Here is a 21,779-nt window from a genome sequence, read left to right on the forward strand (position 1 = left end):
GTGATTGCGGGGGCCCGCGCTTTGGCATAGTCAGAGGCTGAGTATCTTACCCGAAGGACCAGCCACGATGCGCCTCACACGCTACTTTATGCCCGTACTGCGCGAAAACCCCGCCGAGGCCCAGATTGTCAGCCACCGGCTGATGCTGCGCGCCGGAATGATCAAGCAAAACGCAGCGGGAATTTATTCCTGGTTGCCGATGGGGTTCAGGGTGCTGCGTCGCATCGAAGCGATCGTGCATGAAGAGCAGCAGCGCGCGGGCCATATCCCGATGCTGATGCCCACGGTGCAGCCTGCGGATCTGTGGCGCGAGAGCGGGCGGTACGACGCTTACGGCCCTGAGATGCTGCGCATCCGCGACCGCCAGGACCGCGATATGCTCTATGGTCCCACCAACGAGGAGATGATCACCGACATCTTCCGCAGCCATGTGGGCAGCTACAGGGATCTGCCGCTGACGCTTTACCACATCCAGTGGAAGTTCCGTGACGAGATGCGCCCGCGTTTTGGCGTGATGCGGGGCCGCGAGTTTTACATGAAAGACGGGTACAATTTCGATCTGACCAGAGAGGACGCGCTGCACGCCTACAACCGTCATCTGGTGAGCTACCTGCGCACTTACGAGCGGATGGGTCTGAAGGCGATCCCGATGCGTGCAGACAGCGGACCCATCGGTGGCGATGATACGCATGAGTTTCTCGTGCTGGCAGAGACCGGCGAGAGCGAGGTATTTTATGACAGCGCGGTGACCGATCTGACCTTTGGCGACCGGGACATCGATTACGACGATGTTACCCAGTGCCAGTCGATCCTCGAAGAGTTCACTAATCTTTATGCCCGCACGGACGAGACCCATGATGCGGCGATCTTTGAGGGGGTACCTGAAGAGCGCAGGCGCACTGCGCGCGGTATCGAGGTCGGTCAGATTTTCTATTTCGGCACAAAGTATTCCGAGCCCATGGGTGCCACGGTTCAGGGGCCGGACGGCAAGCCTGTGCCGGTCCACATGGGCAGCCACGGCATCGGGGTAAGCCGCCTCGTGGGCGCGATCATTGAGGCGAGCCACGACGACAGGGGCATTATCTGGCCCGAAGGGGTGACGCCGTTTCACTGCGGCATCGTGAACCTGAAACAGGGTGACAGCGACGCTGACGCCGCCTGTGAGGCGCTTTATGCGGCGCTGACAGCCGAAGGGCTCGATCCGCTCTATGACGACCGTGACGAGCGTGCGGGCGGCAAATTCGCGACTATGGATCTGATCGGCCTTCCCTGGCGGATCACCGTGGGCCCGCGCGGGCTGAAGAACGGTGTGGTCGAACTGACCAGCCGCCGCACAGGTGAGAGCGAAGAGCTGACACCTGAAGAGGCGGTGAAAAAGGTCGTGGGGATTTACAGCGGCCACCGCGGTACAAAGCATGTTGAGATGATGAAAGAGCGCGCGTTCCACACGTATATCTGAGGCTTTGCGCGATCTGACGGCTCTGCTATGCTGTGATATGCCTCCTGGGGGAGAGCAGGAGCAGGATATGATCCTTCGCGCAGTGACGCTGTCCCTGGGGCTCGCCGGTGCTTTTGGCGCCGCGCAGTTTCCCGCTTATTCTCAGCAGTATCTGCAACGCCTCGGCGGCGCCGTGGATGCGCTAGGCGAAGTGGTGCGCGATTTTGACACCTCTGCCGCAACGCTGGGACTGAGCCGTGCTGACGCACTTGCCGGGATGACCGGGTCCGCCTTTGTCACCAGCCGCAGGGCCGATATGGAGCGGACCTTTGCCCGCCACGCGTCTCTTTCGGCTGACCTTGCCGTGCTCGAAGACCTCGGCCCCTTCATGCGGGCCTGGAATGCACCCCGGATGACCGACCCGCAGATTGCCTCCGGCGCCTTGCAGGCCTTTCGCCCCGCGCTCCCGCTGGAGCTTGCCACGCTGATCTTTGCCGGCGCAGGTTTTGTCGCCACATGGCTGGCGCTCCGGGTCTGCCGGATGCTGATTGTGCCGTCACGCCGCCGCAGGCCGATGACCGCTTGACCCGCCAGTGCCAAAGCATCAGGTTGCGCGCAACCTTGCAGACCGGGAACTGACATGGCCGGAAAAACCGCCCCCTTTGCCGCATTTGAGTGGATGATCGCCTGGCGCTATCTGCGCGCCCGCCGGGCCGAGGGGGGTGTCAGCACGATGACCTGGATCAGCCTCATTGGTATCACGCTGGCGGTCTTTGCACTGATTGCGACGCTGGCTGTGCGGTCGGGCTTCCGGGCCGAGTTTGTGGGAACGATCCTCGGCGCTAATGCGCATGTGACGGTTTATTCCTTTGGAGAAGTGGATGCGTCGGGCCGGGTGGACCGCAGCATGACGGAATTCGATGACATGGCTGCGCGTCTTGCCGAAGTGCCCGGTGTAACCCGGGCCGCACCGCTGATCCGGGCGCAGGTGATGGGCGCAGGGCAGGGGCGCAACTCTGGTATTGATCTCTACGGTATCGCCGCAGCGGACTTTGAGAGCCTTCCGGGCATTGCCGGTTCTGACGCCGCACTGGGCGATATCAGTGCCTTCGGAGAGGGGATTGCACTGGGATCCGGGCTTGCCCGCGAGCTTGGGGTGGGCATCGGTGACAAAATCCGGCTCATCTCGCCTGACGGGGTGAAAACCGCTTTTGGTACATCGCCCCGCATCAATGCCTATGACGTGGTCTTTATTTTCTCCGCCGGGCGCTATGACATCGACCGCACGCGCGCCTATCTGCCGTTCGACGAGGCCCAGGTGTTTTTCAACAAAGAAAATACCGCAGACGAGATCGAAGTGATGATCGAAGAGCCCGAAGCCGTCGACCGCATTACCCCTGTACTTTTGCAGGCGGCGGGTCCGGGCAGCCAGGTCTGGACATGGCGCGATGCCTCAGGCGGGTTCCTGCGCGCGCTTGAGGTTGAGGACAACGTCATGTTCATCATCCTGTCGATCCTTGTGCTGATCGCGGCGATGAACATCGTCTCCGGGCTGATTATGCTGGTCAAAAACAAGGGGCGCGACATCGGTATTCTGCGTACCATGGGGCTGAGCGAGGGCTCGGTGCTGCGGGTATTTTTCATCTGTGGTGCGTCAACGGGCATTGCGGGAACGCTGATGGGGGTGATCCTGGGGTCGATCTTTGCGCTCTATATCGATCCGATTTTCTCCTTTGTGAACATGATGATGGGCGGCGGTGTCTGGGATCCGGCGATCCGGGGCATCTATGCGCTGCCGGCGGAACTGCATCTTGATGATGTGCTCTCGGCCACGGCGCTGTCGCTGGGGCTGTCCTTTGTGGTCACGATCTTTCCGGCCCGCAAAGCGGCGCGGATGAACCCCGTCGAGGCGCTGCGCTATGAGTGAGCCGGTGCTGTCCCTCAAAGGCATCACCAAGGCCTATAACACCGGACGCCCCAATGAGGTGACGGTACTGCGCGGTGTCGGTCTGGATCTGGCGCCGGGGGAGGTCGTGGCCCTTGTCGCGCCGTCGGGGGCAGGTAAATCGACCCTGCTGCATATCGCCGGTCTGCTGGATACGCCGGATGCGGGCACGGTTCATATCGGTGGCGAGGATATGACCGGACGTTCCGACGGGAGACGTACCGCAGTGCGGCGCTCGGATGTGGGGTTCATCTATCAGTTTCACCACCTTCTGCCCGAGTTCACGGCGCTCGAAAACATCGTCCTGCCGCAGCTGGTCAACGGGACCGGACGCCGTGCAGCCGAAGAGCGCGCGATGGAGCTGCTCACATCCGTCGGCGTTGCCCCGCGCGCCGGTCACCGGCCTGCTGCATTGTCGGGCGGCGAGCAGCAGAGGGTGGCTTTCTGCCGTGCCATGGCAAATGCGCCGGCACTGCTGCTCGCTGATGAGCCGACCGGAAACCTGGATCCTCAGACGTCCGATCAGGTCTTTGACACGTTGATGGATCTGGTGCGGCAAACCGGGCTCTGTGCGCTGATTGCAACTCATAATCCGGGTCTTGCTACACGCATGGACCGGCGGATCTTCCTTGATGGCGGTCAGATGGTGAGCAACCTGTCCTGAAGAACTTGACCTTGCGGATGCCTTGCGCACAACTGTGCGAAAGAGGTGACCGCTATGCCAGTTCTTTCCGTGGAAGAAATCGAAACAACAACTGCAACCGCGCTGCGTGCGCACGGTGCATCTCCCTTTGCTGCTGCCGAAGTGGCGCGTGCTGTGGCCGCAGCAGAAAGCCACGGTAACCGGATCTGCGGGCTTTATTATGTGGAAAGCTATTGTCATCAGCTGCAGAGCGGCAGGGTGACCGGCGATGCCGATCCCGTGGTCAGCAAACCAGGACCGGGAGCTGTGCATGTTGACGCAGGGTTCGGGTTTGCGCAGCCGGCGTTTGCCCATGGCCTTGTACCGGCCCTCGATGCTGCGCGCGAAAACGGGGTGGCAACACTGGCCGTCGCCCATGCGCATACCTGCACGTCGCTGGGGTATTTCACAGAACAGATCGCGCGTGCCGGGCTGATCGGCCTGGGGTTTACCAATGCCTCGCCGATCGTCGCACCACCCGGCGGACAAACGCGCGTCATCGGCACCAACCCGATCGCCTTCTCCGTGCCTGACGGCGCGGGTGGTATCGCAATGCAGTTCGATCAGTCGACGACGACAGTTGCACTCGGCAAGATCACCATGGCCAAAGCCACCGGAAAATCCATCCCCGAGGGCTGGGCGCTCGACGCCTCGGGTGCCCCGACAACCGATCCGGACGCGGCTCTGAAGGGCTCGCTGGTTTCTGTGGGTGGATACAAGGGCTGGGGGCTCGGGCTGATGGCGGAACTGCTGGCCGCCGGGATGACAGGCTCCGCCCTGTCGCGCGATGTCAAACCGCTCAAAGCCAGAAGCGGGCCGCCGCACGATCTGGGACAGTTTTATATTCTGATGGACCCCGGCGTATCGTCCGGCTTTGCCGACCGGCTCCGGGCACTGGAGGATATCGTGGCGCTTGATGAAGGCACGCGTATGCCGGGGCAGCACCGGACGGCAGCAGAAAAGGTCGATGTGCTTGACGCTGTCTGGGCGCAGATCACAGAACTGGCGGAGGGGCCTGCACCTTCTGCGTGAAAAAGACGCCGGCGGCCATCAGGGCGATCCCGAATGCACGCGTGCCGGTCATCGGCGAAAGCCGAGCCCCGAACAGACCGAAATGATCAATGACGCCCGCACTGACAAGTTGTCCCAGCAGAACAAAGAAAATCGCGTTTCCGATGCCGAAAACCGGCGCGATCCAGGTGATGCTGAGTACGTAAAAGGCGACCAGAACGCCGCCCAGGAAAAGGTGTTTCGGCGCGAGACTCAGCCGTGAGAGGGCGCCTGTGCCCGTCATCATCATCACAATGGCACAGCTGGCGAAAGCGACCACAAAGAGCACCGTCGCAGCCGCTGCAGGCGATCCGATCCGCTGTCCCAGAGCCGCGTTGAGTGCGGCAAGCAACGGGATCCCGATGCCGGCGAGTGTCATGATAATGGCGTGCTGGGTCATTCAGACGGGCTCCTTTAACCTGATCCTAACGCGACCATGGCCTTGTGAGGCCATGTCGGCAAGCGGCTTTGCCGGACGGGCCGGACAGTCTGGAGGCGATATGACCCGGAGATTTCTGATGCTCTGCGCGGTTCTGGCTCTGACGGGTTGCGGTGGCGCGCGCACCGAAGAGGGTGCGGTGCTTTTTGCAGCCCATTGTGCTGTCTGTCATGGCGGTGATGCGCGCGGCGGGGGCGGCGCGAATGTGGCGGGCCTCGGGCGGACGCCGGCGGATCTGACGGTTCTGGCCGCGCAGAACGGCGGCGACTTTCCGGTAGCACGTGTCGCGTGGATGCTTGAGGCCTATTCTTTCGGCACGCAACCCCGACGGCGCATGGCGGAAATCCCGACGCTGCAAAGCAGGGAGACGCGCAGGCTTCGGACCGGGTCGGGCAGAATGGCAGTCGCGCAGCCACAGGTCGCCATCATCGACTGGCTGCAAACCGTGCAGCGCCGGTAATCAGCTGCAGATCCCCTGCAGCTCAACCCCGTCCCAGGGCAGGCCGACCGACCATGCCCGTGACTGCGGCAGGGGCGAGACAGGCATCGCCTGAGACAGCAGATCATGCAGCCGCTGCGTGCGCGGTGCCTGCGGTGCAAGGGCTCTGCAACAGATATACTCCTCCATGATCGCGCCCTGCTGCTCGAACCCGAAGTCCGAGAAATCCGGCGCTTCTGCCAGGTCGAAAAGATAAGGATCACCGCCGCCGTCATGTTCAAATGCGGCGCGGAGGGGTGAATAGCCCGTCTCGCGCCGGTTCTGCCATTGCCAGACGTGCAGCATCTCATGGGCAAAGAGCATCGCCGCGACCAGCCCGATCTGATCCGGATATTCAGGCACGTAGTCTTCGGTGTACCAGTCGCGGTCAAAAAGGACCGTGTTCCAGAGTGCCACGGCTGCGGGTTTGGAAGTTACCACGGCGTCCTCAACAGGGGGCAGGATCCGCTGGCGACAGGTCGTGCGCGGGCGTGCTTCACGCCGGAAGGTGACTGCGCGGGTCGGCGCGCCATTCACGACACGCACCCGGTCCGTCTTCAGCGTGTCGCCGTGCAGTGTGCGCGCGAATGCCGTTTCATTATCTGTGAGGGGCCGGCCGCAGCCCGCGAGGAAGATCATAAAGATCAGAACGATACGCATGACCGCAGCAGGGCCCGAAACGCGCGGCGGGATCAAGCCCCTATCCGCGCGTCTGATCGATTTGTGATCGCACGTCCCCGCGGGGACCAGCGTGGTTCACTTGCGGGCAGGCTTGCCTTTGGATGCGCGGGCCTGTGCGCCGCGCTTGGAAATATTGTCGGTGTCTTTGCCGACACCGGCGTGTGCGCCTTCGGCGGTTTCAGTGCGGGCATCGGGGCCGCCGGGGGTGTCAGTGCGACCCTGGTCATGGCCTTTGGCCAGAGCGCCGGTGGCAAGTGCCGTGGTGAAAACGATAAGGGTCAGTGTTTTGACGAGTGACATGAGGTTTCCTCTGTTGGTTGGTTTGTCTGTCCTTGAGCCACGCGACAACGGCCTGCAGAGTTTCAGCAGACGTAAAATGATTTATAAACGCATGAAAATGCTTGGGAAATTCTTGTGGAATCGTGCCGGCCCGATGCCGGAGGCCTGCTGAAATTGTTTCAGACCGGTCCCGCCGGGGTGAGCAGAAGTGACAGCGCGGGGGCTTTATGTGTCAGGGCCTGCCCCCCACCTCGGGTGCAGAGCGCAGGGGTATGAAGCACCTGCCGCACAGACCGCCCCGCCCCGCGCGGGGTGCCTGAAAGGACGTCAGAATGACCAGAGTACTTATCCCCGTCGTGATCTGTTTTGCATCCCTGACCGGCGTCTGGATCGCTTTTGAGGTGGCCCATATGATGGCGATGTAGCGGGCCCGTGGGGCCCCGGGTCAGCACTGCTGAAGGAGCCCAAAGGGGTAAAAAGAGGCGTATGACATGCGTGCACAGAGTGTGCACAGGCTGTGCACCGGTCCGGTGCACATGGGGGAGGAGTGGTGGGGCGGAGGGACCGGGGTGGGCATCAGAAGATCAGGGTCCAACGGGTGAAGCCCCGGACGGGCGCACCCCGCGGCGGGGCCTCAAGCACTAAGCGCCATTAACCTTCTTCATCCTTTCCTAACGAGCTAAGCAATTCGGATAAGCTTGGGCTAGGAGTGAAAGAAGGTGGCAGTATAATACCACCGTCCAGCAAATACGGATGAATTTCCGCTGAGTTAAATAACGTCGTACTTCTGTTCCAGTGTACCGTGTATATCTTGGAGTCCTGACTAGGAATGGGCGTGGTCGTGGGATTCCCTTTACCTGTATAGACGAAAATCCAATCGCCCTTGTACACTTGGCCAGAACCTAACCAGAGGCAGTTATCGTTGATCGGGAATATTTTTTGTTCTGGTTGCTTAATACCAAGGCCAATCCACTGATATTGAAGATAAAAGTCTTCGTTGACAAGTATTGGTATTCTTTCGCTATTGGGTTTCCCACGATCCACAACATCTTTAATATCGAGTGGCCCATTCATTTGTTTACCTTCCGGAGGATAGGATTACCGAACAGGGCGAGGCCGTAGCAAAGCAGAGCGCCACCAAAAAAGTACCAGTTCACACTGGGCGCATTGGGATCTCCAAAAGGATAAAGTGAGAGTGACAGTGCAATTGCACCCAAGACCATCAAGAATGCTGACATCAGATTGATATCCATTGAAGCCCTGTGTTGTACTTTTTCAACCGCAAGGTTTTTTTCCAACTCAGATTTTTCTTCATTTACTGACGACAACAATTTTTCAGTTTTATCTAGTTTTTTTGTTAACCGGCTGTTTTCTGAAACTAACTCATCCATTCTAGCTATTGCCAGTTGGGCTGACGACGTAGAAATGCCGCGAGCTGCGCTGCTGTTAACTTCACTGAGTGCTGCGACAAATTTGTTGCCAGACGAATATTCGGCTTTCGTAAGCTTGCTGTCGTCCAAGACTTCGCCATCCAAGGACTGACCGCCAGTAGCACCCGAATTTACTAAAGTCGGAACGCTTGGTTGTTCAGAATCCATTTCGTTCATCCCTCAAACATCCAGCTCCTCCACAAACTTCGCGTTTTCCTGGATGTACTGATACCGCAGTTCCGGCTTTTTCCCCATCAGGCGCTCGACAAGATCACCCGTTTCTCCCGGCATATCCTCGTCAATCGACACGCGGATGAGTTTGCGGGTCGCGGGGTCCATGGTGGTTTCTTTGAGATCTTTGGCGTCCATTTCGCCGAGGCCCTTGAAGCGGGATACGTCGATTTTGCCCTTGCCGCCCAGACCTTTCTCCAGCCAGGCGTTTTTCTCAGCCTCGTCCAGACAATATACCCGTTTGGGCCCCTGGGTGAGCCGGAAGAGCGGCGGGCAGGCGAGGTAGAGGTGGCCGGCGTCGATGAGCGGGCGCATCTGGGTGAAGAAAAACGTCATCAGCAGCGAGGCGATATGCGCGCCGTCCACATCCGCATCCGTCATGATGATGATCTTGTCATAGCGCAGGTCATCAAGGTTAAACCGCGTGCCCATGCCGCAGCCAAGCGCCTCGCAGAGGTCGGAAATTTCCGCGTTTGAGCCGAGCTTCGAGGAGGCAGCGCCCAGCACGTTGAGGATCTTGCCCTTGAGCGGCAGCAGGGCCTGGGTGTTGCGGTTGCGCGCGCCCTTGCCGGAGCCGCCGGCGCTGTCGCCCTCGACGATGAAAAGCTCGGTACCTTCGCGCGATTTCGACGTGCAGTCGGTGAGTTTGCCCGGCAGGCGCAGCTTTTTGGTGGCCGATTTGCGGGCGGTTTCCTTTTCCTGGCGGCGGCGCAGACGTTCCTCGGCGCGCAGTACAAGAAAATCGAGGATGCTGCCTGCGGATTTCGTGTCGGCGGCGAGCCAGTTGTCGAAGTGGTCGCGCACGGCTCCTTCGGTCATTTTGGCGGCGGCCTCGGTGGAGAGCCGGTCCTTGGTCTGGCCCACAAAGGCCGGGTCGGCGATGAAGCAGGAGACCAGCGCGCAACCGCCCGACAAAAGATCGTCGCGGGTGATCTGCGCGGCCTTGCGGTTGTTGGAAAGCTCGCCGTAGGCCTTGATGCCCTTGAGGATCGCGGCCCAGAAGCCCGCCACATGGGTGCCGCCCTCGGGCGTGGGCACGGTGTTGCAGTAGGACTGGATGAACCCGTCGCGCGAGGGCGTCCAGTTGATTGCCCATTCGACCTTGCCCGCCTGGCCGAATTTTTCTTTGAAATCAACGGTTCCGGCAAAGGGATTTTCGGCATAGGTGGTGGCTGTGCCCAGCGTTTCCGAGAGATAGTCCGAGAGGCCGCCGGGGAAGTGGAAGGTGGCCTCAGTCGGCGTTTCACCGTCATCTATGGCGGATTTCCAGCGGATTTCGACGCCGGAGAAGAGATAGGCCTTGGAGCGGATCGATTTGAAGAGGCGCGCGGGTTTGAAGCGGTGGGTGCCGAATATTTCGGGGTCCGCGTGAAAGGTGACGGTGGTGCCGCGCCGGTTCGGGGCCGCGCCGGTTTTTTCCACCGGGCCAAGGGGCAGGCCGCGTGAGAAGCGCTGCTCGTAGAGTTCCTTGTTGCGGGCGACCTGGACCACCATGCTGTCGCTGAGTGCATTGACGACCGAGGCGCCGACACCGTGCAGGCCCCCCGAGGTCTCATAGGCCTTGCCGGAGAATTTGCCCCCCGCGTGCAGCGTGCAGAGGATGACTTCGAGGGCGGATTTATCGGGGAATTTGGGGTGCGGGTCGACAGGGATGCCACGCCCGTTGTCGCGCACGGTGACAGCGTAGTCGTCGTGCAGTTCGACCTCGATGCGGTTGGCGTGGCCTGCGACGGCCTCGTCCATGGAGTTGTCGAGCACTTCGGCCACCAGGTGGTGCAGCGCGCGTTCATCGGTGCCGCCGATATACATGCCGGGGCGTTTGCGCACAGGTTCGAGGCCTTCGAGGACCTCGATGGAGGAGGCGTCGTAGCCTTCGGGCGTGGTGCCGGACAACAGATCATTGGGCATATGCTCAGGCCTCTTTTTTATGATTGTGACAGAGTATGGCAGAGGGGCGGGGCCGGGGGAAGCCCTGAGCCCGGGTAACCGTGCGGATCCGCAGGACCGGGGGCACCGCTGAGAGGCGCGCGGCCCGGGCTTTGGGAATCGGGCAAAAGCGCGTATTCTGCGAGTCGTGGACGGGATACGACATAGGCGGTGGGACCGGGTCTGCCACGGGGCGGGCGCTCTGGTGCTGGTGGTTTTGTGCCTTCTGGCAGGGCTCTGGCCGCAGAGCGCTGCTGCGCAGGCCAAACGCATCGCGCTGGTGATCGGTAATTCGGAATACGATCACGTCGCCAGCCTGAACAATCCCGCAAATGACGCCACCGACCTCGCCGCGGCGCTGGAGCGCATCGGGTTTACGGTGACGCAGGGGATGAACCTTGATTACCGGCAGATGCGCCTGACGCTGCGCGATTTCGCCGAGGCCGCGCAGGACGCGGATATGGTCATCGTCTATTTCGCCGGCCACGGGATCGAGATCGAAAACACCAATTACCTGATCCCGGTAAATGCTGAACTGCGCAGCGACCGCGACGTTGATCTTGAGGCGCTGCGGCTGGAGAGCTTTGTGCGTGCGGTCTCGGGCGCGCGGGGGCTCAAGCTCATTCTGGTGGATGCCTGCCGGAACAATCCGTTCCTGTCCGATATGGTCTATGCCAGCGGGACACGTTCGGTCGGGCGCGGTCTGGCGCGGGTTGATCCCAGCGGTGTCCTTGTGGGCTATGCCGCGCGCAGCGGGACGCTGGCGATGGATGGTGACGGGCGCAACAGCCCCTATGCGCGTGCGCTGCTGTCGCACATCGAAGAACCCGGGCTGGAGTTGGGCAAGATGTTCCGCCGCGTGCGCGATACCGTCTGGGAGCTGACGGACGGCGCTCAGGAACCCTTTACCTATGGCTCGCTGCCCGGGCGCGATATTTTCCTGATGCCGCCGCGCGCCACGCCTGAGCTGACACCGGATGCCTCGGGCGCGCTTTTGCGCATGCAGCAGATGGTGGCGGATTTTGCCGAAGCGGAGGCGGCGGGCACCGACCGGGACTGGACTGCGTTTCTGGGCCGCTATGCAGACCTGCCCGACAACCAGCTGATGACCATCGCGCAGCAGAAACGCGAAGCAGTGCGCATGGCCGCAATGAGCAGTCTGCCGGCGGCGCGGCCGGGCGCCACAGCGAGCGGTTCCGGCCTTTCGACCGAACAGATGGTGAAAGAGTATTCATCGGCGGATGCCGCAGCGGACATATCGCAGTGGACCCGGTTCATTCACCGCTATGCCGAATACCCCGACCATCCTCTCATGCAGAAGGCGAAACTCAAACGCAGTGCCCTTGTGGTGAGCGCGCTTGATCGCAAAGCTGCGGAAACGGTGCAGAAAACAGCAGCGAAACGGCCGCCGGACGCGTTTCCGGGGCAGGAGAAAGCGCTCGGGCTGACGCGTGGCCAGCTGCGCGGCGTGCAGTCAGCGCTGAATGCGCGCGGCTTTGATGCCGGGCCGGTGGACGGGCTGATCGGGGCCAGAACGCGCAATGCCATCAGTGTGTTTCAGTCGGCATCGGGGCTTGCAGCCACCGGCGTGCTCAATAAGTCGACGCTGGCAGCGCTGAACTTTGACCCGGCGGCATCGCCGCGCCCCGCGCCGGATGCGGCAACACCTGCCGCACAGCCCGCGCCTGCGGCGCGCAGTGCGGCGCGTGACCGGTTCATCTCGGGCCGGGAGGCAGAGAAACACGACGCTGACACCCTTAGCCGCCTGCATGATGATCCGCGGCTCACACGGGTCGCAAGGGCGCTGCGCGGCCAGGCCTTCGTTTACGGCTATTTCGAGGACCGGCTTTATGTCGCGGTACAAAGCTGGGGCGCAACACCCTGGGCGGCTGCCGTGAGTAAGGCCCGCGCGCTTGGCGGACATCTGGCCACGATGACGTCCCGTGCGGAGAACCAGTTTGTTTACAGCATGGTGCAGCACGACGACAGGTTCTGGCGGATCACGCAGAACCCGGCGCTGGATGTGTTCGGACCAGCCTTTGGTCTGGCCCAGTCACCGGATGCGCGCGAGCCCGCCGGCGGCTTTGCGTGGGTGACCGGAGAGGCTCTGGCTTACACCAACTGGGGTGCGGGCGAACCGAACAACTATGCCGATAATGAAGATATCGTGACTTTCACCTACCGCAGCCGAACGCCGCTGAACTCTGTGAAAACATCAGCGCGCTGGGGCGATTACCCGGATGCGGATCGCGGGTACATTATGGAATTTCCGTAGGCAGGCCCGGTCAATCCGGCGTTGCAATGCCCGGCCAGAGATCCGGATCCAGATTGTCGGTGAATTCTTTGAAATCGCCGGCAAAGCGCTGCCAGCCCCCCACGGAACGGGTGTGGACCCGGGCGCGCACCTGATCTTTACTTGCGGTTTCCACCCGCGCGTCGCTCTCTTCCGGATGCAGCATCTTTTCAGTCCATGCGAGGCCGCAGTGCTCTGCGATCGCACGGGTGCCGCTGTCCATGTCCGACACCAGATCTTCATAGCGCACTGTCAGGATCCGGTCGGCGCAGGTCGCCTGCCAGTGGCGCATATAGAGCGCGAAAAGGTTGGCGTAATCGGCGATATCCGAAAGACGACTGGCGAAATTCATGCCCTCGGTGACAAAGCGCCGGCGCCACATAGACAGAGCGACATCGCGCGGGTCGCGCCCGACGCAGACGAAGCGCGCGTCAGGAAAAGTATCGGCCAGAAGCCCGATGTAGCGGAAATTGGCAGGCATCTTGTCGGTGAAAACGGACGCCTCCTCCGGGACCGGAGGCATGTCTGTGCGGAACCCTTCGGCAAAATTTGCCAGCGCCTCAGCCGTGACCGGGCGCCCGGTCGCCAGAAAGGCCTGAGCGCGGGCGGCGGCCATCGGCAGTTCACCCCGTGCGGCAACACCCGGCACCCGGCTCAGGATCATTTCGACCAGCGTCGTGCCCGAGCGGGGGAGCCCGGTGACGAAGACCGGCGAGGGTGTCTGAGCGGCGGGGCGTGCAATGTCGGCAGGCGCGGGGAAAAGCGAGGTCATCCGCTCGAATTCGTCCCGCGCGGCGCGCCTGTCCCACGAGTGGTGCCGCGCGTCCAGCGCATGCAGCCGGTGTAACAGCTCCATCGCGTCGGATGCCTGCCCTGAGCGGTGCATCGCCGTGGCCCCGGCAAGCATCAGCTGTGCGCGGTCCGCAGGGTCGGCCGGGCGCGCGGCAAGTGCCTTTTCCGCAGCCTCACGTACCTGAGGCAGCGTATCGGGCGGACAGACTTCGGCCACACGGGCGAGCGTATTCGGATGGCCCGGTGTAAGCTGCAACGCCTGTCCCCAGGCCTCCAGTGCGCGCTCCTGCAGGCCCATCTGGCTGAGTTGCTTGCCGAGCTGGCGCAGCGTTTTGGAATCGTCCGGCCGCCGCGCTGCGGCCGCTTCGAAATCTGCCAGTGCAGCGGCGTCGTCGCGCAGGAAGGTGTATGCAACCGCGCGCAGGTTCAGCGCATCGGCCATCTGCGGGTCACGGGTAAGGGCCTGCGTCGCGGCTTTTACCGCTTCGTCGTGGGCGCCGGCACGCTGGTGCAGCATCGCGCGCATGTGCCAGGGACGTGCATCATCCGGTGCTGCGCTGATCAGCCTGTCGATCTGTCCGGCGGCTTTTGCGTCCTCGCCGCAGAGCACCAGGGAAAGGGTCAGATTGCACCGGAAGTCCGTCTGCTCAGGGGCTGCTTTCACCGCCGCGGCGAAATAGGGCAGGGCGGCTTTGTGCTGCCCGCCTCTGGCAAAAGTCAGCCCGGCCATATTCTGCAGCCCGGCGTTGCGGGGTTCTTTCTTTGCCAGCGGACGGATGCGTTTCTGCGCTGCGACATAGTCGCCCGCGGCCATCAGTCTGTTGATCTTTCGCACGATATCCATGGACATGCTGTCTGATGAATGTCCGCAGCGGCGATGTCAACGCGGAGCTATTCGCCGACGCTGAGTGTCTCAAAGCGCAGCCCGCGCGCCGTCCGCGCCGGAAAGCCTGCCCAGTAGGTGTGATCGTCCGTTGGAAGCGCCTCTTCATCCAGAGCCACAACCCCGTCGTTTGCATTGGGAATAAGCTCAAGATAGGGGCGCCGGGAAACATCGCCCCGAAGGTGCAGATCAAAAAAGGCGGTGGCGAAATGCTGCGCGATATTGTTCATCCGCGTGCTGTCCCAGACCGGATCGGCATAATGCTCAAAGGGCACAAAATCGAGCGTTTCAACCGGGTCCCAGGCTTCGGCCGGGGCGGGGATCGGGGCGGCTGCATTGTGGTTTGCGTTTACAAAGGTCAGCAGATGACGTTCGGTATTGCCGGCCTCTTCAAAAATCGTCCGGATCGCCCCGTAGACGGAAACGTCATCAGAGCCCCCCGCCATGATCAGCGTCGGTGTATCCAGTCCGGCCATACCGTTGGCATCCCAGACATCCGCGTTGCGGCCCCAGGGGCCGATGGCCACGATCGCCCGCACGCGCGGGTCTCTCAGTGCCGCCAGGCTCTCAGAGCCCGAGAGATGTGCTGTCAGCAGCCCGCGGGGCGTGCCCCATGCAGCTTCGGTCGCCTGCTGGGTGACGCCCGCGCCGCCAAAAACAAGCGCACCGTATCCGCCCATCGAATAGCCGATTATCCCCACCACGGACGTGTCGATGATGCCGCCCAGCCGGCTTTCCAGCGCCTCCATCTGGTCGATGACAAAGCGCTGGTCCAGCGGCCGGTGATACAGCGTCGAGCCGAAAGCCCCCTGATCAGAATAGGTGCTGTCGGTGTGATCAACGGAGACCGTCACAAAACCCTTCGATGCGAGGTTCTCGCCCAGATGCGCCATCAGATATCGGTTGCCGGGATAGCCGTGGCTGATCACGATCAGCGGAAACATACCTTCTGCTGCGGGATCAGCATCGCGCGTCGCCCGGCCGGTCAGAGTGACGGGCGTCACGCCATCGCGCAGAACCGTGTCATAACCCGTGCGGGCGCTGCTGTCGTCTTCAGCGGGGTACCAGACCTCCACCGTCAGCGGCCGGTCATAGAGCGGGATGTCCTGGTCTGTGACATTGACGATGTCGATCTGGCCCGGGTTCACAAATTCAAGCGTCTGAACGCCCACGGGCAGGGTTCCGAAGAACGCAAGCTCAGGTGCATCGGGGCGGACAAGATCAACAGGGTTGGTGAGCGCGGGTGTCGCCGCCAGAGCGGCAATGCAGGCGAAAATGCTGGTTCTCGTCACGTTCTGGACTCCGGTCGCATGTTTTCTGCACGCCTCATAACTGAGCAATCTGACACGATCTGAACCTAAATCAAGCACTTATCCGCCCGGACGGGTTACGGCAGCGCCTGAAACGGCCCAGTGCCCGACTTCCAGTCATACGGGAATGGCGTCACCGGGCGGCAGAATTTTTACGCAGATCGGCCCTTTTCCTGAGCGCGCCCCGGGCGTATGGCAGGCTTATGCCGCAGGTGATGACATATTCAGGACATACCCGGGCCGTGCTGCGTCTGGGCCTGCCGCTGGTGGGCGGGCATGTGGCACAGGTTCTGGTGGGCGTGACCGATACGGTCATGCTGGGCTGGTACAGCGTCGATGCTCTGGCGGCGGTCACGCTGGGATCGACCTTTTTCTTTACGCTGATGATTTTTGGTGCCGGATTTGCCTGGGCGGTGATGCCGCTGGTCGCCTCGTTTGCAGCTGAAGACGACGAAACGGGCCTGCGCCGGGCCACGCGTATGGGGCTCTGGCTGAGCCTCGGGTTTGCAGTGCTGGCGATGCCGCTGATGTACTGGTCTGAGCCGGTGCTGCGGCTCATGGGGCAGAGCGATCAGGTGGCCGCAGACGCGGGCCTCTATCTGCGCGTTGCGGGCTTTGGTATTTTTCCTGCGCTGATCGTGATGGTGCTGAAATCCTATCTGGCGGCGCTGGAACGCACGCAGGTGGTGTTCTGGATCACCGTCGCGGGTGCCGTGGTGAACGGGCTGGCCAATTATGCGCTGATCTTTGGCAACTGGGGCGCGCCTGAGCTTGGTATTACGGGGGCCGCAATTGCGTCTGTGGTCAGTCAGGTGGCCTATCTGGTGCTGACAGTGATCTATGTCCGCCGCAGTCTGCCACAGCATGCGCTTTTCCGGCGGCTCTGGCGGGCCGATCCGCAGATGCTGAAACGGGTTTTTGCACTGGGATGGCCGATCGGGCTGACCAGCCTGTCCGAAACCGGGCTTTTCGCGGCTTCGGCGCTGATGATGGGGTGGATCGGCACCGTGGCACTGGCGGCACACGGCATCGCGGTGCAGCTGGCGGCTGTTACGTTCATGGTGCATCTGGGTCTGAGCAATGCCGCCACGATCCGGGCCGGCAATGCGCTTGGACGGCGCGATCCTGATCATATGGAACGCGGCGGCATCACCGTCACGGTACTGTCTCTGATTACCTCGGCGCTGACGATTGCTGTTTTCGTGACCTTTCCCGAGCCGCTGCTGAACCTCTTTATGCAGGAAGATGAGCCTCAGCGGGTGGCGATCCTGTCGATCGGTGTCGGGCTTCTGGGCATGGCCGCGCTCTTTCAGCTGGTCGATGGTGCCCAGGCCATCGCCCTGGGCCTGCTACGCGGGGTGCAGGACACGCGTGCCCCGATGGTCTTTGCCGCCGTCAGCTACTGGGGGCTTGGCATCCCGTGCTCTTATATTTTCGGGTTCTGGTTCGGGATGGGCGGGATCGGCATCTGGCTGGGTCTTGTGACCGGCCTCGGGATGGCCGCGATCCTGTTGTCCTGGCGTTTCTGGCTGGTTGCCATGCGGGATGTCAGGGCGGGTGTTCCCGTCGCCGGCTGAGGATATCACTCTTGACCGGCCCGGTCTGTGTGAGCAGACTCGGCCTCAGACCCCGGGGGATGCCATGCAAACCGACAGATACGACAACACAATCACCACCGCCTCGGCGGCCGTGGCCGATGCTTACGCGGATGCCGTTGATTGCCTGCTGGCCGGTGCGCCGGGTCTGATCCCGGCTTTTGAAGCTGTCACCGAAGCCGATCCGGCGTTTGCCCTGGGCTGGGTCGGTCTGGCGCGGGCGCATCAGTCTTTCGGGGCGATGCCGGCAGCCGGGCAGGCGATGGAACGCGCGCGATCCTTACCGGCAGGGCTCACGGAGCGCGAACGCAGCCATCTCAACGCTTTTGACCTGCTGATCGCGGGCAAGGGGCCGCAGGCCTATGCCGCGATCCGGGCGCATGTGAACACCTGGCCCCGGGATGCACTTGTCGCACAGACCTGCTCATCGGTTTTCGGGCTCATCGGTTTTTCCGGGCAGCCCGGGCGTGAGGCTGAAATCCTTGCCTTTACCGCAGCGCTGATGCCGCACTACGGCGAAGACTGGTGGATGACCAGCCAGTACGCTTTTGCGCTCTGTGAGAACGGGGCGCTGGCGCGGGCGGAGGCACAGATTGACCGCGCCCTCGCACTCAGAGACCGCAATGCCCATGGTGCGCATGTGCGCAGCCATATCCTTTATGAGACCGGGCGCACCGCAGAAGGGCGCGCCTGGCTGAGTGACTGGCTGGCGCCATATGCGCGCGACGGGATCATGTATGGTCATCTGACCTGGCATTCCGCACTCTGGTCGCTCGCGGAGCGGGACACCGAAGCGATGTGGGCGCAGGTGGATGCGGCGGTCGCCCCTGACAGCGGCAGTCTGAGCCCGGGCATCAATGTGCTGACCGACACGGCATCAATCCTGCAGCGCGCGATGATGGCGGGTGTTGCGGTCTCAGCGGATCGCTGGGCTGCTGTCAGCGCCTATGCGCTGCAGGCCTTTCCTGCCACGGGTAATGCTTTCATCGATGTGCATGCCGCACTGGCACATGCGATGGCGGGCAATGACGCAGCCCTTGAGGCGATCATCACCGCTCCGGCGGGGCCGGCGGCGGATCTGGTGCCGGGGCTGGCCTGTGGTTTCCGGGCAATGGCGGCAGAAGACTGGGGTGCCGCGTCAGAAAACCTGACCGGTGCAATGAGCGATCTGGCGCGGATCGGCGGCAGCCGGGCGCAGCGCGATCTGGTGGAACAGTGCCTGCTGACCAGCCTGATCCGGGACGGGCGCGAGCGCGAGGCACAGGACATCGCCCGGCTGCGCAGGCCCCTGCTGGTATCCGGCGCGGATACTCATGCGACGCACTAAGTAAGCCCTATAAGGCGCTGAAATAGATTATATATTCTGTTTTATACTTGATGCGGACCCGGGGGTCCAGCCGATCAGATACTGCAGAAGCTCACGCAGAACATCCCGCAGGTCCGAGGCTTTTTCCGCGTCATAATGCCAGGGCTCCTGCTCGGACGTCAGATAGGTGCTCTGCGCCAGTTCCATCTGGATGGCGTGTACGCCGGCGTGGGGCCTGCCATAGCGCCGCGTGGTCCAGCCGCCCCTGAAGCGGCCGTTCAGAACAGTTGTGTATCCCGACGCGCGGTTGCAGATGCCGGCCACACCCGCGGCCAGGCGTGCATCGCAGGAGGCACCGTTGTAGGTGCCGATGTTCAGGTCCGGCAGCCGACCTTCGAAAAGGTGCGGCACACGTGACCGGATCGAGTGGCAGTCGAAAAGAATGGCGTATCCGAATGCCAGCTGTACCCGCGCGATCTGTGCGGCGAGGGCAGCGTGATAGGGGGCAAAGAATGCCGACTGAAGGCTCTTCATTTCGCGGGCGGTCGGCGGATCGTCCCAGATCGGGTCCCCGTCGAAGGTGGTCAGCGGCACCAGCCCGGTGGTGTTCTGTCCGGGATAAAGAGACGCGCCTTCAGGATCGCGGTTGGCATCCGAGACATAGCGGTGAAAGCGCGCCCGCACGATTGTGGCGTCGGGCACGAGGCGGTCATAAAGCCTGTCCACGTGCCAGTCCGTATCGATAAGGCCCTGTCCGGTCTCGTTGAGCCGCCGGTACCAGACGGGTGGAATATCTGTGCCGGTATGCGGCATGGACAGGATCAGAGGGCTCTCTGCGGGCAGCACGTGGACCGGCATTGTTCAGGTTCTCCGCCCCGGCAAAGGGCCGCGGCTCCTCAGGTTTCTTTTTTGTCGTTTATCACATTCATCTGCGCGAGCCCGCTTTGCCCCAGATCAACTTTGGCAAACGGTCCGCCGTGGCACATCTGCCCGGGGTCGGTGGTATCCACGGGTTCCGCGGCGGCCAGCACGTCGGCGGCGAAGACTTCGGCGTTGTCCTTCGGACGATAACCCAGAAACGAGGCCTTTGCATTGTCCACGGGCGCGCGGTCGTTGTCGGACACGCCGTAGATGATGGCAAAACCGGTGGAGGGCGTATCAATCGCCCGCACCACCAGCTGGATGAGATCACCGTAGCTGAGCCAGGAGCCGAGAGCGCGGGAGTTGTTGACCTGGGCGCAGCTGAGAATGCGCAGATGCACCGATTCCAGCCCGCGTTTGTCCCAGTACATGCGGCCCAGATCCTCGGTGAAACATTTGGCGAGGCCGTAGAAGGTGTCGGGGCGGTGTTCGGCGTCGGTGCCGATGAAATCCGATTTCAGATGCATGCCCACCGCGTGGATCGACGAGGCATAGATGATGCGCCGCACGCCGGCCTTATAGCCCGCCTCCCAGATGTTGTAGGAACCCACGAAATTCGGGCCGAGCAGTTCCTCGAAAGGCTTTTCATCGACGATGGCACCGAAATGGATGACCATATCGGCCCCCTCGAGCACCGGGGCGATCTGATACATCTCTGCCAGATCGGCCTGCACATAGGTCTCGCCCGGATAGAGCGTGCCGATATCACCGGCAATGTCGGTGCTGACCAGCTCGTCGCAGAGCGCCGTCAGCGGCTCCCGCAGATAAGATCCCAGCCGGCCGGCGGCCCCTGTCAGCACCAGTTTCATCGCATCTCTCCTCTTTGGTCTCTCATATTACAGCTCTTTCCAAGAAGGTCTCACCGGCCAGGATCCGCGACACTGAGAAGGGGCTGAGATCGAGGCTGCGCCAGGCGCCATACGTGATATGTTCGGCCAGCCCGCGCCCGAAAGCGGGGGCCTGCTGCAGCCCGTGGCCGGAAAAGCCGTTCACAAACATGAAGTTATCTACCTCAGGGTGCGGTCCGACAATCGCGTTCTGATCGAAGGTGTTATAGTCGTAGTGCCCGACCCACATGTTGATCAGCCGGATTTCCTCAAACTGCGGGATGCGGGTGGCAATAACGGGCCAGAACTTTTCCTCCCAGAGCGCGTGATCGGCGATGAAGTCGTCGTGGCCCACGGCAGGGTCCTCATCGGGCGGCCCGCCCGCGAGGTAATAGCGCCCGTCGCTGCGCACATGCACGCCGGAAGGGTCGATGGTCAGCGGCAGATCCCGGTCGAGCGGACGGGCCGCGTCAAAGATCCAGGTGTAGCGTTTGCGTGGCTCAACGGGAATGTCGAGGCCGGCCATCTGTGCCGTCTGAGCCCCTCTTGTGCCGGTGGCGTTCACGAAGGTGCCGCAGCCGACAGTATCGCCTGATTTCAGGGTGACGCTGTTGATGCGCGGGCCTTCGCGGTTCAGCCCGGTTACCTCGTCGTGGATGTATTCCACGCCGCCGTGCCGCGCCATTTTGCGGAACCAGTCGAACATGGTGCCACCGTCGAAATATCCCTCATCGACCAGATTGTGGTTGCCCGCGAGGATGTCTTCAAGCTGGTAGAAGGGGTAGGCGGCGGCGATCTCATCGCGCGACATATGCCGGGTGGCGGCGCCGAGAGAGGCCTGGACCTGCTGGCTTTCTTTCAGGGTCTGTGCAAACTCCGGCGTGTCGGCGAGATACATATAGCCATAGCTTTGCAGCGCAAGAGCCGGTACATCCGGATCGCCGCCCATGAACTCTCTGAAATTACGGATAAATTCGGCGCCAAAGCGGGAGATGGCGATATTGGTCGGGTTGGAGAACTGCTGGCGGATGCAGCTGTTGGTGTGGCTGGTCGAGGCAAATTCATAGGTGGGATCGCGTTCGATCACGAGGATGCGGCCGTCAAATCCGGGCTCACGGCTCAGCCACCAGGCCACGGATGAGCCATAGATCGCCCCGCCCGCGATGATCACGTCATATGATGTATGTGCTGGCATGGTGCCGCTCTTTTTCCGCCCGGGTTACCGTGACCAGCAACACCCGATTGCCTGCAACGTCAAGCTTTGTGAACGCGA

General features: G+C 62.1%; 20 protein-coding genes. 9 read left to right on the forward strand and 11 right to left on the reverse strand.

The window, feature by feature from the left end:
* Nucleotides 1-67: 67 nt before the first annotated feature.
* From proS to G3256_RS04635, 5 genes are all read left to right on the forward strand, one after another.
* Nucleotides 68-1,459 carry a proline--tRNA ligase gene (gene proS / locus G3256_RS04615; RefSeq protein ID WP_169639702.1) on the forward strand — a complete coding sequence of 464 codons (1,392 nt, stop codon included), beginning with the start codon at nt 68-70 and terminating at the stop codon, nt 1,457-1,459.
* A 67-nt stretch (nt 1,460-1,526) separates the two neighbouring features.
* Nucleotides 1,527-2,024 carry a DUF2937 family protein gene (locus tag G3256_RS04620; protein ID WP_169639703.1) on the forward strand — a complete coding sequence of 166 codons (498 nt, stop codon included), beginning with the start codon at nt 1,527-1,529 and terminating at the stop codon, nt 2,022-2,024.
* Between the two features lie 54 nt (nt 2,025-2,078).
* Nucleotides 2,079-3,365 carry an ABC transporter permease gene (locus tag G3256_RS04625; RefSeq protein WP_169639704.1) on the forward strand — a complete coding sequence of 429 codons (1,287 nt, stop codon included), beginning with the start codon at nt 2,079-2,081 and terminating at the stop codon, nt 3,363-3,365.
* Entirely contained in the window at nt 3,358-4,047 is a 690-nt protein-coding gene (locus tag G3256_RS04630) for an ABC transporter ATP-binding protein (protein WP_169639705.1), read from the forward strand. Before G3256_RS04625 ends, G3256_RS04630 begins: the two co-directional genes overlap by 8 nt.
* A gap of 54 nt (nt 4,048-4,101) precedes the next feature.
* Complete coding sequence (locus G3256_RS04635; protein ID WP_169639706.1) at nt 4,102-5,097, forward strand: Ldh family oxidoreductase; 996 nt, start codon at nt 4,102-4,104, stop codon at nt 5,095-5,097.
* Here G3256_RS04635 and G3256_RS04640 read toward each other — a convergent pair.
* Nucleotides 5,060-5,515, reverse strand: a complete 456-nt coding sequence (locus G3256_RS04640; RefSeq protein WP_169639707.1) for a DMT family transporter — start codon at nt 5,513-5,515, stop codon at nt 5,060-5,062. The genes G3256_RS04635 and G3256_RS04640 overlap by 38 nt on opposite strands.
* 100 nt (nt 5,516-5,615) lie before the next feature.
* On the opposite strand from G3256_RS04640, the gene G3256_RS04645 reads away from it, so the two are divergent.
* Nucleotides 5,616-6,014, forward strand: coding sequence for a c-type cytochrome (locus G3256_RS04645; protein ID WP_169639708.1), 399 nt, complete (start codon nt 5,616-5,618; stop codon nt 6,012-6,014).
* Here G3256_RS04645 and G3256_RS04650 read toward each other — a convergent pair whose 3' ends face one another.
* The 5 genes from G3256_RS04650 to parE all read right to left on the reverse strand — a co-directional run bounded on the left by G3256_RS04650 (nt 6,015) and on the right by parE (nt 10,561).
* Nucleotides 6,015-6,692, reverse strand: coding sequence for a hypothetical protein (locus tag G3256_RS04650; protein WP_169642329.1), 678 nt, complete (start codon nt 6,690-6,692; stop codon nt 6,015-6,017).
* A gap of 96 nt (nt 6,693-6,788) precedes the next feature.
* Nucleotides 6,789-7,013, reverse strand: a complete 225-nt coding sequence (locus tag G3256_RS04655) for a hypothetical protein (protein WP_169639709.1) — start codon at nt 7,011-7,013, stop codon at nt 6,789-6,791.
* Between the two features lie 630 nt (nt 7,014-7,643).
* Complete coding sequence (locus G3256_RS04660) at nt 7,644-8,066, reverse strand: hypothetical protein (RefSeq protein ID WP_169639710.1); 423 nt, start codon at nt 8,064-8,066, stop codon at nt 7,644-7,646.
* Nucleotides 8,063-8,590 (reverse strand): hypothetical protein, encoded by a 528-nt coding sequence (locus G3256_RS04665; protein WP_169639711.1) that lies wholly within the window; start codon nt 8,588-8,590, stop codon nt 8,063-8,065. The genes G3256_RS04660 and G3256_RS04665 overlap by 4 nt, the downstream gene beginning before the upstream one ends.
* 12 nt (nt 8,591-8,602) lie before the next feature.
* Nucleotides 8,603-10,561, reverse strand: coding sequence for a DNA topoisomerase IV subunit B (gene parE / locus G3256_RS04670; protein WP_169639712.1), 1,959 nt, complete (start codon nt 10,559-10,561; stop codon nt 8,603-8,605).
* 223 nt (nt 10,562-10,784) lie between these two features.
* Here parE and G3256_RS04675 point away from each other — a divergent pair, with 223 nt between their 5' ends.
* Nucleotides 10,785-12,854: a caspase family protein gene (locus tag G3256_RS04675; protein ID WP_169639713.1), complete on the forward strand. Its 2,070-nt coding sequence runs from the start codon at nt 10,785-10,787 to the stop codon at nt 12,852-12,854.
* A gap of 10 nt (nt 12,855-12,864) precedes the next feature.
* On the opposite strand, the gene G3256_RS04680 is transcribed toward G3256_RS04675, so the two are convergent.
* Nucleotides 12,865-14,508, reverse strand: a complete 1,644-nt coding sequence (locus G3256_RS04680) for a tetratricopeptide repeat-containing sulfotransferase family protein (RefSeq protein ID WP_169639714.1) — start codon at nt 14,506-14,508, stop codon at nt 12,865-12,867.
* 47 nt (nt 14,509-14,555) lie between these two features.
* Nucleotides 14,556-15,839 carry an alpha/beta hydrolase family protein gene (locus G3256_RS04685; RefSeq protein WP_169639715.1) on the reverse strand — a complete coding sequence of 428 codons (1,284 nt, stop codon included), beginning with the start codon at nt 15,837-15,839 and terminating at the stop codon, nt 14,556-14,558.
* Between the two features lie 221 nt (nt 15,840-16,060).
* Between G3256_RS04685 and G3256_RS04690 the strand changes: the two genes are divergently transcribed.
* Both G3256_RS04690 and G3256_RS04695 read left to right on the forward strand, forming a co-directional pair.
* Entirely contained in the window at nt 16,061-17,434 is a 1,374-nt protein-coding gene (locus tag G3256_RS04690) for an MATE family efflux transporter (RefSeq protein ID WP_169639716.1), read from the forward strand.
* A 64-nt stretch (nt 17,435-17,498) separates the two neighbouring features.
* Nucleotides 17,499-18,779, forward strand: coding sequence for a tetratricopeptide repeat protein (locus G3256_RS04695; RefSeq protein WP_169639717.1), 1,281 nt, complete (start codon nt 17,499-17,501; stop codon nt 18,777-18,779).
* A gap of 27 nt (nt 18,780-18,806) precedes the next feature.
* Here the strand turns inward: G3256_RS04695 and hutG are convergent, their stop codons facing one another.
* Genes hutG through G3256_RS04710 form a run of 3 tightly spaced genes read right to left on the reverse strand, consistent with a single transcriptional unit; the run spans nt 18,807 to nt 21,701 of the window.
* On the reverse strand, nt 18,807-19,616 hold the full coding sequence (hutG, locus tag G3256_RS04700) for an N-formylglutamate deformylase (protein WP_169639718.1): 810 nt from the start codon (nt 19,614-19,616) through the stop codon (nt 18,807-18,809).
* A 38-nt stretch (nt 19,617-19,654) separates the two neighbouring features.
* Entirely contained in the window at nt 19,655-20,488 is an 834-nt protein-coding gene (locus G3256_RS04705) for an NAD-dependent epimerase/dehydratase family protein (protein WP_169639719.1), read from the reverse strand.
* Nucleotides 20,489-20,510: 22 nt separating this feature from the next.
* The gene (locus G3256_RS04710; RefSeq protein ID WP_169639720.1) at nt 20,511-21,701 is read right to left on the reverse strand and encodes an NAD(P)/FAD-dependent oxidoreductase; all 1,191 of its coding nucleotides are present in this window, start codon (nt 21,699-21,701) and stop codon (nt 20,511-20,513) included.
* Between the last annotated feature and the right edge of the window lie 78 nt (nt 21,702-21,779).

This window comes from Roseobacter ponti (assembly GCF_012932215.1).
Classification (GTDB): Bacteria; Pseudomonadota; Alphaproteobacteria; order Rhodobacterales; family Rhodobacteraceae; genus Roseobacter; species Roseobacter ponti.